This window comes from Streptomyces malaysiensis subsp. samsunensis, from assembly GCF_024519315.1.
Classification (GTDB): Bacteria; Actinomycetota; Actinomycetes; order Streptomycetales; family Streptomycetaceae; genus Streptomyces; species Streptomyces malaysiensis.
This window is the reverse complement of record NZ_JANIIC010000009.1, coordinates 107,083-121,498: the sequence shown is the minus strand read 5'-3', so window position 1 is coordinate 121,498 and position 14,416 is coordinate 107,083. Positions and strand designations below refer to the sequence as shown.

General features: G+C 68.3%; 12 protein-coding genes. 7 read left to right on the top strand and 5 right to left on the bottom strand.

The annotated features are described in order from the left end of the window. Window positions 1–134: 134 nt before the first annotated feature. The 3 genes from NQU54_RS10615 to NQU54_RS10605 all read right to left on the bottom strand — a co-directional run bounded on the left by NQU54_RS10615 (window position 135) and on the right by NQU54_RS10605 (window position 2,447). Complete coding sequence (locus NQU54_RS10615) at window positions 135–668, bottom strand: alpha/beta fold hydrolase (protein ID WP_308408478.1); 534 nt, start codon at window positions 666–668, stop codon at window positions 135–137. Next, window positions 665–1,819 carry an NAD-dependent epimerase/dehydratase family protein gene (locus NQU54_RS10610; RefSeq protein WP_257630839.1) on the bottom strand — a complete coding sequence of 385 codons (1,155 nt, stop codon included), beginning with the start codon at window positions 1,817–1,819 and terminating at the stop codon, window positions 665–667. Before NQU54_RS10610 ends, NQU54_RS10615 begins: the two co-directional genes overlap by 4 nt. Window positions 1,820–1,889: 70 nt before the next feature. Then, a complete protein-coding gene (locus NQU54_RS10605; RefSeq protein ID WP_257630838.1) occupies window positions 1,890–2,447 on the bottom strand; it encodes a TetR/AcrR family transcriptional regulator in 558 nt (185 codons plus the stop codon). A gap of 419 nt (window positions 2,448–2,866) precedes the next feature. Here NQU54_RS10605 and NQU54_RS10600 point away from each other — a divergent pair, with 419 nt between their 5' ends. Continuing rightward, the gene (locus tag NQU54_RS10600; protein ID WP_257630837.1) at window positions 2,867–2,992 is read left to right on the top strand and encodes a hypothetical protein; all 126 of its coding nucleotides are present in this window, start codon (window positions 2,867–2,869) and stop codon (window positions 2,990–2,992) included. 229 nt (window positions 2,993–3,221) lie between these two features. Here NQU54_RS10600 and NQU54_RS10595 read toward each other — a convergent pair whose 3' ends face one another. Then, the gene (locus NQU54_RS10595; RefSeq protein WP_257630836.1) at window positions 3,222–3,830 is read right to left on the bottom strand and encodes a hypothetical protein; all 609 of its coding nucleotides are present in this window, start codon (window positions 3,828–3,830) and stop codon (window positions 3,222–3,224) included. A 1,046-nt stretch (window positions 3,831–4,876) separates the two neighbouring features. On the opposite strand from NQU54_RS10595, the gene NQU54_RS10590 reads away from it, so the two are divergent. Continuing rightward, entirely contained in the window at window positions 4,877–5,959 is a 1,083-nt protein-coding gene (locus NQU54_RS10590; protein ID WP_257630897.1) for an integrase core domain-containing protein, read from the top strand. Window positions 5,960–6,423: 464 nt separating this feature from the next. Here the strand turns inward: NQU54_RS10590 and NQU54_RS10585 are convergent, their stop codons facing one another. After that, the gene (locus NQU54_RS10585; protein ID WP_257630835.1) at window positions 6,424–8,499 is read right to left on the bottom strand and encodes a glycoside hydrolase family 36 protein; all 2,076 of its coding nucleotides are present in this window, start codon (window positions 8,497–8,499) and stop codon (window positions 6,424–6,426) included. 429 nt (window positions 8,500–8,928) lie between these two features. Here NQU54_RS10585 and NQU54_RS10580 point away from each other — a divergent pair, with 429 nt between their 5' ends. The 5 genes from NQU54_RS10580 to NQU54_RS10560 all read left to right on the top strand — a co-directional run bounded on the left by NQU54_RS10580 (window position 8,929) and on the right by NQU54_RS10560 (window position 14,361). Next, window positions 8,929–9,717 (top strand): GntR family transcriptional regulator, encoded by a 789-nt coding sequence (locus NQU54_RS10580; RefSeq protein ID WP_043236804.1) that lies wholly within the window; start codon window positions 8,929–8,931, stop codon window positions 9,715–9,717. Between the two features lie 199 nt (window positions 9,718–9,916). Beyond that, complete coding sequence (locus NQU54_RS10575) at window positions 9,917–11,212, top strand: D-tagatose-bisphosphate aldolase, class II, non-catalytic subunit (protein WP_257630834.1); 1,296 nt, start codon at window positions 9,917–9,919, stop codon at window positions 11,210–11,212. Beyond that, window positions 11,209–12,372, top strand: a complete 1,164-nt coding sequence (locus NQU54_RS10570) for an SIS domain-containing protein (protein ID WP_257630833.1) — start codon at window positions 11,209–11,211, stop codon at window positions 12,370–12,372. Before NQU54_RS10575 ends, NQU54_RS10570 begins: the two co-directional genes overlap by 4 nt. A gap of 49 nt (window positions 12,373–12,421) precedes the next feature. Further along, window positions 12,422–13,414, top strand: coding sequence for an N-acetylglucosamine kinase (locus tag NQU54_RS10565; RefSeq protein ID WP_059149132.1), 993 nt, complete (start codon window positions 12,422–12,424; stop codon window positions 13,412–13,414). Beyond that, on the top strand, window positions 13,411–14,361 hold the full coding sequence (locus tag NQU54_RS10560; protein WP_059149133.1) for a DMT family transporter: 951 nt from the start codon (window positions 13,411–13,413) through the stop codon (window positions 14,359–14,361). Before NQU54_RS10565 ends, NQU54_RS10560 begins: the two co-directional genes overlap by 4 nt. Window positions 14,362–14,416 lie beyond the last annotated feature (55 nt).

The following is a 14,416-nucleotide window of genomic DNA, read 5'->3' as shown; positions in this document are numbered from 1 at the left end:
CCGTCGCCTCCCGTACGGCCCGCCCTCCGACGAGTCCTTGCTGCGGGCCGGCAGAAGGGGCAAGCCAGTTGCGCCTACGATCGGCGACCGGAATGTCGACAAGGACGGCGTCGAGGAAGCCCGCCCGCCGGGAGTCATCCGCCGACCGGCGCGGTGAAGCCACCGACGCGACGAGCGACCTGTGAGGGGTGAGTCAACTGGGGGTGGTGCCCGGCCCCGGCGATCTCGGTGACCGGGTGATCGACGGCCTCGATCAGTGGGTCGGCCGAGCCCACCACGATCTGGACCGGGACGCTCACCCGGTCGAGCAGCGCCCGCGAGTGCGGGCGCTGGGCGATGTCGGTGCGCACCGCCGCGGCGACCCGGCGCGCCACCCCGGGACGGCGCAGGTCCGCCGCGGCGCTCTCCACCTCCGCTCCCTCGGGGATGCCGAGCGTGCGTGCCAGCCGAGTGGCGGACATCCGGCGCATCATCGGCGCGGCCAGGCCCGAGCGGGCAAGGCGGCGGACGGGCGCCTGTAGGAAGGCCGGGGAAACGAGGACGAGCCCGCTGACGCGGTCTGGATGATCGACAGCGAAGCGCAGCGCGGTTCCGCAGGCCAGGGAGTGCGCGACCAGCACAGGGCGGGTCCGCGCCGGGCTCAGCAGATCGGCCAGCCAGGCGTTCATCGGCTGGGCCGCGGTGGCCGAGCGTCCCAGGCCAGGCAGGTCGGGGGCCAGAACGGGGCCGGGAGTCGGGCGGCGAGGGGTGCCCAGAGGTCGGCGTTCATCGGCAGCCCGTGCAGCAGGACGTAGTCGGGATGGTGTCGCTCCCCCGTCACCCAGGTGCGGCTGCCCGCCACGGTGCGGAAGCCGTACGAGCTCAGCCAGGGCGACGCGGCACCGAAGCGCGCGGCCACCAGGTCGTCGGCCCATGTACGCAGGGCGTCGATGGCCGGGGGCATCTCCAGGCCGGCGCTCGCGGCGAAGGCACGGGCGGTAGCTGTCGGATAGCGGTCGGCGGAGAGGAAGGACAGCGTCTCGGGATCGACACCGGTCAACTTGCGCGGCAGGCGTCGCAACAGCCCGGCAGGAACGGTCCTTCGAGGTGCCCGCACACCTGTGTGGTCGGCGATCGCGCGGATCAGCTCGGGCAGGAGCGGGGTGGTGTCGTCGAGCACCCAATAGTGCTCGCCCGCAGGCGATGTGGGGACCTCCGCGAGGAACCGGGCGAAGTAGTCGACCGTGACAATCGGCACGAAGGTGTCACGGCCGCCGGGCAGCGCGGGCAGCCGCCCGTTCCACAGGTCCTCGACAAGAGGAGCCAGGCCGATGTACTGGCCCGAACCGATCACGACGCCGGGATTGGCGATGGTCAGCGGGACCTCCAGTTCGCGCGCCCGGGCGCGCACCGCGAGATCGCCCTCGCGCTTCGATGCCTCATACGCTCCAAGGCCGGCGTAGTCGGGCGTGCCGCCCGGTGCGCTCACCCGGTACCCGCTGATGTGCACCAGCCGCCGCAACCCCGGCAGCGCCGCGGCCCACTCGAGCACGTTGAGCGCCCCGGTGACATTGGTCTCCCGCGCCTCCCGCACGCCGAGGCCGAAGCCGTAGCGACCGGCGGCGTTGTAGACATCACGCACCTCGGGCAGCCCTGAGAGCGGTCGGGTGATATCGGCTGCGACGAGTTCCAGCCTGGCGGTGCCCACTCCCTGGGAAATCAGCCAGGGAGTGATGGTGTCGTTGCGTACGGCCGCCGCCACCCGCTGCCCCCGGCTGAGCAACTCGGCGGCCAGGGAGCGTCCGATGAAGCCGGTCGCGCCGAAGACGATCGCGTCCATGAGAATCCTTAATAGATCGGTCTACATATTTTTGGCCCATGAAAAAGCCCGCCGGTCACGGCGGGCCGTATCACCTCAGCAGAGCGCCAATTTGACGGGCGACGCTGTCCAGGGGCCCTCTGCCGCGGTGCACCCGAGCCAGTAGGAGTGCGCCCTCGGTCAGGGCCAGGATCGTGACCGCGAGGTCGTCGGCGTCCGGGCGTCCGGCCAGTTGCGTGCGCAGGGCCGCCTCCCACGAGCCGTAGACCTCCGAACATGCCTCCTGTAGCAGATCGTTGGTGGCCGCCGTCTCCAGCGCCACGGTCGCCACCGGGCACCCCTTGCGCCAGCCCGACTCCTCCAGCCGGTCACCCAGGTGCCGCAGCATCCCGTCGACGAACTCCGCCGCCGATGCGCTGGAATTGGCCAGGCCCCCCATGACGTCGTCGATCGCCCGTCCTGCCCGGCGGATGGACTCGGCGACCAACTGGTCCTTGCCGCCGGGGAAGTGAAAGTAGAGCGAGCCACGGGGCGCGCCACTGGCCGTGATCACCTGGTTGAGCCCGGTGCCGAAGTAGCCCGCGGCCTCGACCGACTCCTGCGTCGCGTCCAGCAGTCGGTCCCGCGTCTCGGCGCCCTTCTGTCCCATGCCTTGAAAATAGACCGGTCTGCATATTCTTTCAACCCACCGCCCGCCTCGCCGCCCGGACCTCCGCCGACCCGGGAGCGACCTCCAGGGTCTGCCTGACCAAGAGCTTGGGAGGACCCGCCGGAGGGAGCCGGACAAAACGCTGGTCGGCGACGCGGGTGATTCGGCTGGGTGCGCCCGCAGTCCACAACAAGGCCCACGACCCCGTCATGTCCGTCTTCGGCGGCATATGCAAGGGAGAGCACAACCGCATCACACACAAAGCGCTGGCCGGGACGAGACTCGACCGGCACTCTCATGAAGCCCGTGGGCCATCAGTATGTGTCCGAGGGGGGATTCGACCGCTGACGAGCACGCGCCGGCCGTCGTCCTCGACCTGACCGCGTGCGCGGTGGCGGACTGACAGCGCACCCCGCGCTATGGCGACCTGGCGCAACCTCGCGGTCGGCGCCCTGCGACTGAACGGCGCGAAGAACATCGCCTCCGGCCGTCGCCGCGATGCGTGTGACGCCCGCCGACCTCTCATGCTCCCCGGCCTCGCCTGAGCACGAAGTGGACGTCACTCGACTACGGCGAAGCCCTGAGGGCTGTCGAAGAATAACTTCAGGCTTTGATTTTGGTCAGGCGGTCTGTCTCGCGAGGTCATCGAGTGGAACGGCGCTTCGTCGTTCGTGAGTTATTTTCCGACGGCTCCCCGGCCGCTCAGGGGTCGGCCGGGTCCGGCGCATGCGTTCTCGGCGTTCTCTCAGGCCGAGACCGAGAGGTAACGCCGCCTCAGATGGTCGGGGTGTCGTCAACAATCGGCCTGTGAATCTCAATGACCGGCTTCCACCCCGCGGAGAACTCGATGAAGTCTGCACGGGTGGGGTAGGTGTCGAACGCGCGACGGTCACGTTTGGGGCTGTCGGTCCCCTTGCGCCCCCGGGGAATCTGCTCCTCGAAGATGTCGACCTTCACGTCGGGAACCTCCTTGAGGCCCTGGCGCCAGATCTGCACGGTGTCGGCGCCGAAGGCCTGCCGGGCCGCAGCGTAAAGGGCCGTGAGGGCTCCCTTGTCCCCACCAGGGACGAAAAGTGCCAGGTCCAGCACGACACCGGCGGACTGGAGGACCTCGATGGTCACCGAGCCGTTCTCGTCAGCCAAGTAGATTCCGGCTTCATTCTCGTCGCCGGGAAGGCAGGAGACCTCTTCCTGGAATACGGTTCTCGCCGTGATCGAGCCGCCCTCGAAATCCTCACCGGACTTGGTCAGAAAAGCAGGGACATAGCAGTCGGGAAGCCTGAGTTCTGCCGTGTCGGCGGAAATGAAGAGCCTGTCCTTCACGCCGAGCTTCGTCACCTCTTCCAGCGAGAGGCGGCGAGCGGCGATCTTCTCCGTGTTCACGATTTCCCTTTCAGGTTGCACTGTCCCTCCGAACGAGGACGCTACCACGAAACCCTGAGGTCAACTGCCCAGTAATCTTTGGGTAAATGGCCTCCGATGACCTGCGCGGGAGGACGCCGAAGCGAGTGCCACTCGGTCGGGAACACGCATCCGCCAGGTAGTGTCCCTCGTCATGCTGTTGGGGATCAACTGGCGGTTGCATTTCGGTACGTTGGGTAGCGCGGAGGAACTAAAAGGGAGTTTACGACAGATATCACCCATATCACCTTCGGGGAGGTGGCGGCGAGGTAAGGCGATCCATTCGTCGTGCATCTCGAAGAGCGCAGCGGAAACCAACCGGATGGTCCGACAACGCAACAACGGAGACCCCCACCGGCAACATCTGGGATGGAGCGCGAACCGGAAGTCGCGTACTACCGCGCCCTCTTCGGTCAGGACTTCGGCGTAGTCGGCTGACGCCCGGTTGCTGACGTCTCGTCATGTTGGGCGGGGTTCGGTACACAGCAGGCCCGGACGTCCGCGATCATGGAGTTCTCTACGCTCTGTGACCTTGGACTGCCCGTGCCTGCCGACGCATCATCTCCGATCTCCCCTGCCCTTGAACAGCTCAGACGACTGCTCGCCAGAATCGACGCGGACGCCCTGGACCCAGGGCTGATGCGTTCTCACATCGCGGGCGGCGACAGCCGTCTGGGCACTCGACGACGTGCCGCTGCAACGGTGGGCCTCGCCGCTGTACGGACACTGCGATGCGCGCAGGCGAAGGTGCTCGTCGCTACGCGTCCCCGATGCCCCGTTTAACAGGTCATCTCAACTGGCTCGGTAATCCGCAACCACGCACCGACAGGGCAGGCCGCTCGCTGACCTGCAAGTGCTTGCACACCACCACGAGAGCCCGGCCTTGCCCATGGTTTCCGGGGAGCGGGATCAGACCTGTGCCGCTCGAAAAGTCATCGCTGCACGTCATGCCGCATATCTAGTGCCGCTCGAAAAGTCGTCGTCGCAGGTGGGAGTGGTACGGCCAGTCCGCTGGGATCATGTCCCCCGTGATCGTGCCCTTGCTGTACAAGGTGACCCGAAGCCTGCTGACTGTTCCATCGGTGCTCCTCCGTCGCGGGACAGCGAAGGACGCGGAACTGCTGGTGCTGCGGCACGAGAACGCGGTCCTGCGCCGCCAGTTAGCCGGACCGGTGCGCTACGAGCCCGCCGACCGGCTCTGGTTCACCGCCCTGTCCTCGCTGATACCCCGGCGCCACTGGCGTGAGATCTTCCCTGTCACCCCCGGCACCCTGCTCGCCTGGCATCGCAGGTTCCTCGCCGCGAAGTGGGACTACACCGCGCGCCGTCGCACCGGACGCCCACCCACCACGGCAGCGATCAAGAAACTCGTCCTACGGCTGGCCCGGGAGAATCCGAGGTGGGGGCACCGACGGATCCAGGGGGAGCTGACCCGACTCGGGCACCGGATCGCCGCGTCGACAGTCTGGGAGATCCTGCATGCCGCGGGCGTCGATCCGGCGCCGCGCCGCGCAGGCCCCACCTGGCGCGAGTTCCTGACCGCGCAAGCCGAGGGCATCATCGCGGCAGACTTCTTCCACATCGACACCGCACTCGGCAAGCGGCTGTACGCGCTGGTGCTCCTCGAGCACGGCACCCGGCGACTGCACATCACTGGCGTCACCGCCCACCCGACACAGGACTGGGCCGTGCAGCAGGCGCGGAATCTCACCTCCGACCTGGGCCCACGTATCGACTCCCTGCGCTTCTTGCTGCGCGACCGCGATGGCAAGTACGGCGAGACATTCGACGCCGTCTTCCAGGCCGAGGACATGGAGATCCTCAAAAGTGCGCCACAAGCTCCCCGTATGAACGCACACTGCGAACGCATCATCGGCAGCATCCGACGCAAAGTCCTCGACCACCTCCTGATCATGAACAAGGCCCACGCCCGCCACGTCCTTGCAGCCTATGAGCGGCACTACAACCAGCACCGACCCCATCAAGCCCGCAACCAGTTACCGCCCGACGCTGACCACCAACCGGCCACGGGGCACGACATCAGCCCCCGCAAAGTCCTGCGCACCCGGATCCTCGGTGGCGTCGTCAACGAGTACCGATATGCGGCATGACGTGCAGCGACGACTTTTCGAGCGGCACAGGGTACAGACCTGCAGACCTGAGCTCCTGGACCGGACCTTGATCTGGAACCAGCGCCACCTCCTGCACGCCCTGCACAAGTACGGACAGTACAACGCCCACCGACCCCACCAGGGCATCGCCAACGCCCGACCGCTGCACCCACGCCCACACCGATCAACGATCCGGACAAGTTGAGCCGCCTTGGACATACGCCGCCACGACCACCTCGGCGGCATCCTCCACGAATACCAACATGCAGCATGACCTGCACGGATGAAGTATTCGGCAGGGGCACGGTCCGCCAGATGACCGACGGTGACGCCCAAGACCAGCGCGACCTTACCGGCCATGCCGGGCCCGAGCCGCCACCTGCCCTGCCGGGGGAAGCGGGGCCCGGCAAGCCTGTGGCACGCCACTCGCATGATCAAAGAGCGTCGCCACGGCCGTCCGCCGATCAGCCGATGGGCTCGGCCACGATGAGCTGGAACCGCTCGAAGGACAGCTTCACGGTGTTGTGCTGAGCAGTGGCAGTTCCGAGTGACTTGCCGGTGAACGGGTCGGTCAGGCGGTACCGCGTGCGGCCCAGACCGCGCAGCTCAACCGTCCCGTCCCACTGGTCGGCGTAAAAGGCGTAGTGGAGGGTCCGCTTCGTGGCCACGACATGCGCCTCGGGCTTGTCGAAGCCGATGTCGTACAGCTCACCGCGGTACTCGCCGGTGGGCAGCATGTTCTTCTCGTACAGGGACACCCACTTGCGCCAGAGGACCTCCTTCTCCGGGGTGAGGTCGGTCGCCTTGTCCGGGGCTCCGGTGCCGGGGAGGGTGAACTTGGTCGACAGGACGGCTCCGACCCCGTAGGAGGACGCGAAGTCGTCGCCGTTGTCGCTCAGTTCGACGTGGTCGCCGGCGTAGCTGCTGCCCGCGCCCATCAGCGCCTTCATCGACTTGCCCTTGCTCCGGACCTGGTAGGAGGACTCCGGGTCCGAGCTGGGGTACTGGTCGACGTAGGGCAGGTTGTGGAAGGCGAAGGCGGTGCCGCAGGGGCAGAGTTCGACGAGGGCGTCGGGGTTCGCCGCGTGCACGGCTTCGTGGATCGCCTTCCAGAACCGCGCCACGCCCTCGGTGGATTCCTCGGGGCGGGCGTGCCGGTGCTTCGGGTTGTAGCAGGGTGCGACGCTGTTGAGGTGCTGGCCGTCGATCTTGAGCCCCTCGTAGCCCCAGTCGCCGATGAACCTCTTCGCCTGCTCGACGAAGTAGTCCACCGTCGGCTGGTAGGCCGGGCAGAGCGTGTAGGCGTCCCACCAGGTGACGTCCTGCTTGTTGCCGTCGCGGTCCAGCAACAGCATGTCGGAGCGGTCCCGGATCAGGTTGCTGTCGGGGTCCGCCGCCAGCGGGGCCCACCACAGGCGCGGTCGCAGGCCGGCGTCCCGTATCTCCTTGGTGAAGGCCCGCATGTCCGCTTCGCCGCGCGGGAACTTCGCCGTGTTGATGTCCCAGTCGCCCTCGTTGGTCTGCCAGCCGTCATCGAGCACGACCCAGCGCAGGCCGACCTCGTGCGCCTTCGGCAGCGTTCCGGTGACCTGCTCGACGGTGAAGTCGCGCTCGTAGCCCCAGGCACACCAGATGGGCTCGAAGGCCGAGGCGGGGACCTTGGGAGCGCGCTGGCCGGTGTCGCTCATGTAGTCGCGGTACCGCTGGAGCGGCACGAAGTGGTCGCCCGGGAGGGCGGTCAGGAACGTGGTGTCGGTGCTGAGCCGACGGCCCGGCTTCAGGGTGCGGGCGGTGTCGTCCTGGATGGCGATGCTCGCTCCGGCGTCCGTCTTGCGGACCGGCATGCGCAGGATCGTCGCCACGGGCTCGACGTGTCCGACGGAAAGGCCCGCGCCCCGGCGCCAGACGGTCGCCAGCGGGGTGCCGCCGCCGTAGTCGGAGGAGTCCATCCCCAGCGAGTTCTCCTGGACGTAGCCGTCCTTCACCGGCATCACCCAGTCGCGGCGGTCCGTGTACGTGGTGCCGGAGAAGGTGTAGAAGCCTCCGGGGGTCTCCAGGAGTTCGTGGGCTCCGTTGCGCCACCCGGTGACCTTCAGTGCGGTGGAGGACCTGTTGGTGTAGGTCACCTTCATCACGATCATGCCGGTAAGACGCTCGAAGGAGGTCAGCTCGACCGTCTTGTGCACGCCTTCCTTGGACGTGCCCTCGATCGTCACCCGGACGCCCGCGCCGTGGCGGGGGTGCCGGGTGTCGCGGGTCCGGTGTCCGCGGTAGGCGAACGCCTCGATGGCCTTGTCGCCCACCAGCAGGGCTTCGCCGGCGTCGAAGCGGGTGAGGTCGACGCCCTTAAGCGCGACCCGGCTTCGCAGTTGGTCGTCGAACTCCAGGGTGATGGAGGTGTCGCCGACTCCGACGAGGTCAGGATCCGAGTTCGGTGCGGCGGCCGCGGGTGAGGCGCCCATGGCCACGGCGGGGATGGCGGCCAGGCCGGCACCCCCCAGCGCGACCTTCAGTACGCTTCGCCGGTTCATGTCCGTCATGTCGAACTCTCTTTCGGTCGTGCGTGCCCGACTGGGGCAGCTGCCTTCTGTCCGTCGTGGTGGATCGTTCAGAGTCGAGCCGCGTGCTCGCGACGAGGCGACCGTCCGTAAGGCTGGTCGATGCCTGGTCTGCTACTGGTTTTCGCAGTGGGTCGGGTGGGGTCGGGGACGGCGTGGCGTCCGAACGGGCACCCCGGTGCGAGGTCGCTTCCGGCGGCAGTGCGCGGCCATCCTCGGTGAGCTGCGACAACGCTGCCTCGATCACCGGAGGGTGCCCGGGGCACGGCGAAACGGAAGGTCGCTCACGGGCGACTTCTTCATCACCAGGTGGCCTGCTGCGAGAACGTAAGTGGTATTCGAGTGGCATGTCAACGGGTGGGCCGCCCGGACGAGGGTTCGCGCCGTCGATCGAATTGGTATGTTTCTGGTATGACGGATGCGAGAACGCCGATGCCCAGAGGTCTGTTCGGGGACGATGCCCTCCCGTTGTACGAGCGCACGGCCACGCAGTTGCTCGAGGACCTGCGCGCCGCTGCCGCCCGCCCCGGTGACCGGCTGCCCTCCGAGCGGGCTCTGGTCGAGCGGTACGCCGTGTCGCGCGTGACGCTGCGAGCGGCCCTCGCGCAATTGGAGTCACGGGGCATCGTGCGGCCGTCGTCGTCGCGCGGGTGGTTCGTCGCCGAGCTCGGTCTGCTCCCCGAGGCGACGATGACGTCCGGCTCGGCGGCCCCGCAGGTCCAGGGGTTCGCCGACTATGCCCAGGCCAACGGCTTGACGACGGCCGGCAAGGTGCTCTCCGCCACCGTCCGCCCGGCCACGGTGTCCGAGGCCGAGCAGCTCCGGATCGCTCCGGGCGCCGACCTCTTCGACCTCCACCGACTGCGCTTCCTCGACGGTCTGCTGGTCGTGCTCGAGCACAACCGGCTTCCTTTGGCGGCCTGCCCGGCCCTGGCCGAAACCGACTTCAACACGGCCTCGCTCTACGCCACCCTGCGCGCCGCCGACCCGCCGCAGCTGCCCCGCGTCGCCGACTACTCGGTCGAGGCCCGCCACCCGACGCCACGGGAGATCGAGCTGTTCGAGATCGGGGAGACCATGCCGATGCTCGTCGCGACCCAGCTGACGTCGAACCAGGAATCACGCCCGATCGAACTGACCGTCCAGGTCTACCGAGGGGACCGCTACCGGTTCCGGGCCTCCATCACCAATCAGGGCTGATTGATCACCGCAGGTCACGGAGACTCTCCTCCTGCACCACGTACCAGCTGCGGGGCGGACGTGATGCGCGGTATCGAATACCAGATGCATACCAAAATAAGACTATTGACGGCCATCAATGAGACCAGTACCGTCCCCTCTGGGCTCCGGGCCAACGTGGCGGAAGGGCTCAAAATGCACGTTGAGTAAGGGGTTGGCAATGCAGAGCCCATTGAGCGAGGTGGTCCGGCGCCAGAAGGCCGGACAGCCGCAGGGCATCACCTCGGTGTGTTCGGCTCATCCACTGGTCATCGAGGCAGCCGTGGTGCAAGCACGGGAGAGCGGCGGTCATGTACTGGTGGAGGCGACCTCGAACCAGGTTGACCAGTACGGCGGTTACACGGGCATGCGGCCCGCGGACTTCCGCGACCTCGTGTACCGCATCGCCGCCGAAAGTGGTCTGCCACTGGACCGCGTGATTCTCGGCGGCGACCACCTGGGACCGAACCGGTGGCAGTCCCTGACGCCCGACGAGGCGATGGAGCGGGCCGACGCCCTGGTCGCCGCCTACGTGGCGGCGGACTTCACCAAAATCCACCTGGACTGCAGCTTCGCCTGCGCCGGTGACCCCGTACCGCTGACCGACGACGTGGTCGCCGAACGCGCCGCGCGGCTGATCCGCGTGGCCGAGGAGACGGCCGGCCCCGAGCGGGCCGAGCGGATCCGGTACGTGATCGGTACCGAGGTGCCCACACCCGGCGGCGCGCACGAGACGCTCGGCGCGCTCGTCCCGACCACGCCCGAGGCGGCGCGCACCACTCTGGAGCAGCACCGCAAGGCGTTCGCCCGGCACGGCATCGACGAGGTCTGGCCGCGTGTCATGGCCCTCGTCGTCCAGCCGGCCGTCGAGTTCGACCACCTTCAGGTCGTCGACTACCGGCGGGAGCTGACCGAGGAGCTGCGCAAGGTCCTCGACGACGAGCCCACCATGGTCTACGAGGCCCACTCGACCGACTACCAGACCACCGAGGCGCTCACCGCGCTGGTCGAGGACCACTGGGCGGTCCTCAAGGTGGGCCCCGGGCTGACCTTCGCCCTGCGCGAGGCGCTGTTCGCCCTCGCCGCGATCGAGGACGAACTGGTGCCGGCCGCCGAGCGGTCACGGCTTGCCGAGGTCGTCGAGCGGCGGATGCTCGCGGAGCCGGCCACATGGGAGGGCTACTACCCGGGCGGCGCCGCCGAGCAGCGCCTCGCACGCCGCTACAGCTACAGCGACCGGATGCGTTACTACTGGCCCGACCCTGAGATCGAAAAGGCCCAGGCCCGGCTGATGGACAACCTTTCGGCCGTGGACATCCCCCTGCCGCTGCTCAGCGCACATCTTCCGCTCCAGTACGCCCGTGTCCGCCACGGCGAGCTCGCCGCCCGGCCGCGCGACCTGGCCGTGGACCACGTCCGCGATGTTCTGCGCGACTACGACCGCGCCTCCCGCCCGAACCAGAAGGAGTACGTGTGACCACGCCCTCCGGCACGCTGTCCTTGGACGACGGCGCTGCCCACACCGTCCGCGAGATCGCCCAGCAGCCCGCGCTGTGGCGCGAGGTCGACCGGATCGTCTCGGCCTCCCGGGACTCGCTGGACCCCTTCCTGCGTCCGCTCGTCGCCCGCGGCGATCTGCGCGTGGTGCTCACCGGTGCCGGCACCTCCGCGTTCGCCGGCCAGGTGCTCCAGCCCGCCCTGGCCCGGCGTCTGGGACGGCGCGTCGACGCGGTTGCCACCACGGACCTCGTCGCCGACCCCCGCGGCTGTCTCGCCGAGGACGTTCCCACGCTGCTGGTCTCCTTCGCACGGTCGGGCGACAGCCCCGAGTCCGTGGCCGCCACCGCCCTGGCCGACCAGGTCCTCTCCGAGGTGCACCATTTCGTGATCACCTGCAACGAGCAGGGCCGCCTGGCGCGCGAACACGCGGAGCTGCCGAAGTCCCACGTGCTGTTGATGCCGCCCGGGTCCAACGACCGCGGCTTCGCCATGACGTCGAGCTTCACGTGCATGACACTCGCGGCACTGCTCGCCCTGGGCGGCAGCGCCTACGACGGCGTCGCCGAACGCCTGGCCCGGGCAGCCGAGTCGATCACCGACAGCAGCGCTGTCGACCGCACCGTCGGCGCCCTCCTGGAGAGCGCGCCCGAGCGGATCGTCTTCCTCGGCAGCGGCCCGCTGAAGGGCCTCGCCGAGGAGTCGGCGCTGAAGGTGCTCGAGCTCACCGGTGGGACGCTCATGGCCGTCGCGGAATCCTCGCTGGGATTCCGGCACGGTCCCAAGGCGGTGCTCAACGACCGTTCGGTCGCGGTGGTGTACATGTCGAACGACCCGTACACCCGCAAGTACGACCAGGACATCTATGCGGAGCTGCGCGGAAATCTGCCCGCCGGCAGCGTCGTCACGGTCTCCGCGGACTCCGGCGCGGGAACGGAGGGCACAGGCACCGACGCCTGGCCGCTTCCGGGCCTCGATGGCGTCGAGGATGTCGCCCTGGCGCTGTCCGCCGTGGTGTACGCCCAGCTCATCGCCCTGCGTGCCTCTCTGGCCCGGTACCTGCGGCCCGACAACCCGTTCCCCTCGGGTGAGGTCAACCGCGTGGTGCAGGGCGTGACCTTGCACTCCTTGCACAACTGATCAAAGGCATCGACGGCGCGGTTCGAGGGCGCCGGACGGAGGTACAACGATGTTCCTAGGTGTCGACGGTGGCGGTACGAAAACCGCATTCTGCATGGTCGACCGGTCCGGACAAGTCGTGGCGCGAGCGCAGGCGGCAAGTTCGTACTACTTCTCCCACGGCATCGAGCTTGTCGAGGGTGTGCTGAAGGAAGGCGTCGAAGCTGTCTGCGCGGCGGCCGGGCTGACCCCTGCCGACATCGAGTACGCCTTTTTCGGGCTGCCCGGTTACGGGGAGGCGACCCGCGATCTGCCCGTCCTGAACGCGACCCCGCGAGCGGTGCTCGGGCACGACCGCTACGCCTGCGACAACGACATGGTCTGCGGCTGGGCCGGTTCACTGGGCGCGGTCGACGGCATCAACGTCATCAGCGGCACCGGTTCGATGACCTACGGCGAGCGGCTGGGCCGGGGCGTGCGCGTCGGTGGCTGGAGCGAGATGTTCGGCGACGAGGGGTCGGCGCACTGGATCGCGGTCCGGGGCCTCAACGCCTTCTCACGGATGGGCGACGGACGGCTCCCCGAGGGCCCCCTGGCCGAGGTGTTCCGGCGCCACCTGGATCTCGCGTCCGACCTCGACGTGATCGACGTCGTCCACAACCAGTGGCAGGGCGACCGGAGCCGGATCGCCGCGCTCAGCCGCTCCGTGGCCGAGGCGGCCGCTCTGGGCGACGAGGCCGCCACGGAGATCCTCACCGATGCCGGCCGGGAACTCGCCCTGCTCGTCGAAGTCACCCGCGAGCGGCTGGAGTTCGGCCCGGACGAGACCGTACCGGTCTCCTACTCCGGCGGCACCTTCGGCGCCCACACGGTTCTGGAGGCGTTCGCCACCGGACTGAAGAATCGTTTTACCAACTATGAGCTGCGACACCCTCTCTACGAGCCTGTCGTAGGCGCCGCCCTGTACGCGGCGAAAATCGCCGGAACCCCGCTCGACCAGCCCGCGCTCGACGCGCTGCGCATGGCCTCCGGGATCTCTGCCTCAGGAGGGGAAGACCGATGAACAGAGGCACGAAGAGCTGGATCCTGTACGCGTCGCTGCTGGTCCTGTTCTGGGGTGTGTGGGGCGCCTTCTCCAGCGAGCCGAACAGCAGGTACGGCTACCCCAACGAGATGATCTACATCATCTGGGCCTTCACGATGCTCATACCCGCGTACTTCGCGATGCGCGGCAACACGTTCGACCGCCGGCCGATCGCCGCCGTGTACGGACTGATCGCGGGACTGACCGGCGCAGGCGGCCAACTCCTGCTGTTCCACGCGCTCGCCAACGGCCCGGCGTACCTGATCTTCCCCCTGGTGTCGCTCTCCCCGGTGGTCACCGTCCTCATGGCGATGGCGCTGCTGCGGGAGCGGATCAACCGGCTCGCCCTAGTGGGTGTCGTCGCGGCGCTGGCGGCGATCGTGCTGCTCAGCATTCCCAGCGGCAAGGACGACTCGAACTCGCACGGCCCGTGGCTGCTGATGGCCATCCTGATCTGTGTTGCCTGGGGCGTGCAGGCGTTCTGCATGCGCAAAGCCGCGGTGGTCGGGGTCAACGACGCGACGACCTTCGGCTGGATGACCATCAGCGGACTGCTGCTGGTCCCGGTGGCGTTCGTGATGATGGGCGAATTCCCGTCCGACGCTCCGTGGCAGGCGCCGGCACTCACCGCGGTGACACAGGTCCTCAACGCGGTCGGCGCGTTGTTCCTGGTCATGGCGTTCAGCCGGGGCAAGGCCACGGTCGTCGCCCCCATCACCAACGCGCTGGCCCCGGTGCTGACCATCGTGCTGTCCCTGGCTGTCTACCGGACGCTCCCGAACGTGTGGGGCGCCCTCGGTATCGTGCTGGCCCTCGCAGGCTCGACCCTGATGGTCTACAGCGACGAGAAGAGCGGCGAGAACTCCGTGGCCCCGGGCGCGGCGGACGACGGCGCGGACGTGAGTCCGGCCCCGCAGAAGTCCTGATCGCCCACATATCCGTACCGGCCGAACCACGTAGCAATACGGGCCGACACCGGCC

Excerpts from the sequence above, each read along its gene's own strand:
- NQU54_RS10615 (WP_308408478.1), bottom strand. The coding sequence starts at position 668 with ATGAACGCCTGGCTGGCCGATCTGCTGAGCCCGGCGCGGACCCGCCCT.
- NQU54_RS10610 (WP_257630839.1), bottom strand. The coding sequence starts at position 1,819 with ATGGACGCGATCGTCTTCGGCGCGACCGGCTTCATCGGACGCTCCCTG.
- NQU54_RS10605 (WP_257630838.1), bottom strand. The coding sequence starts at position 2,447 with ATGGGACAGAAGGGCGCCGAGACGCGGGACCGACTGCTGGACGCGACG.
- NQU54_RS10600 (WP_257630837.1), top strand. The coding sequence starts at position 2,867 with ATGGCGACCTGGCGCAACCTCGCGGTCGGCGCCCTGCGACTGAACGGC.
- NQU54_RS10585 (WP_257630835.1), bottom strand. The coding sequence starts at position 8,499 with ATGACGGACATGAACCGGCGAAGCGTACTGAAGGTCGCGCTGGGGGGT.
- NQU54_RS10580 (WP_043236804.1), top strand. The coding sequence starts at position 8,929 with ATGACGGATGCGAGAACGCCGATGCCCAGAGGTCTGTTCGGGGACGAT.
- NQU54_RS10575 (WP_257630834.1), top strand. The coding sequence starts at position 9,917 with ATGCAGAGCCCATTGAGCGAGGTGGTCCGGCGCCAGAAGGCCGGACAG.
- NQU54_RS10565 (WP_059149132.1), top strand. The coding sequence starts at position 12,422 with ATGTTCCTAGGTGTCGACGGTGGCGGTACGAAAACCGCATTCTGCATG.
- NQU54_RS10560 (WP_059149133.1), top strand. The coding sequence starts at position 13,411 with ATGAACAGAGGCACGAAGAGCTGGATCCTGTACGCGTCGCTGCTGGTC.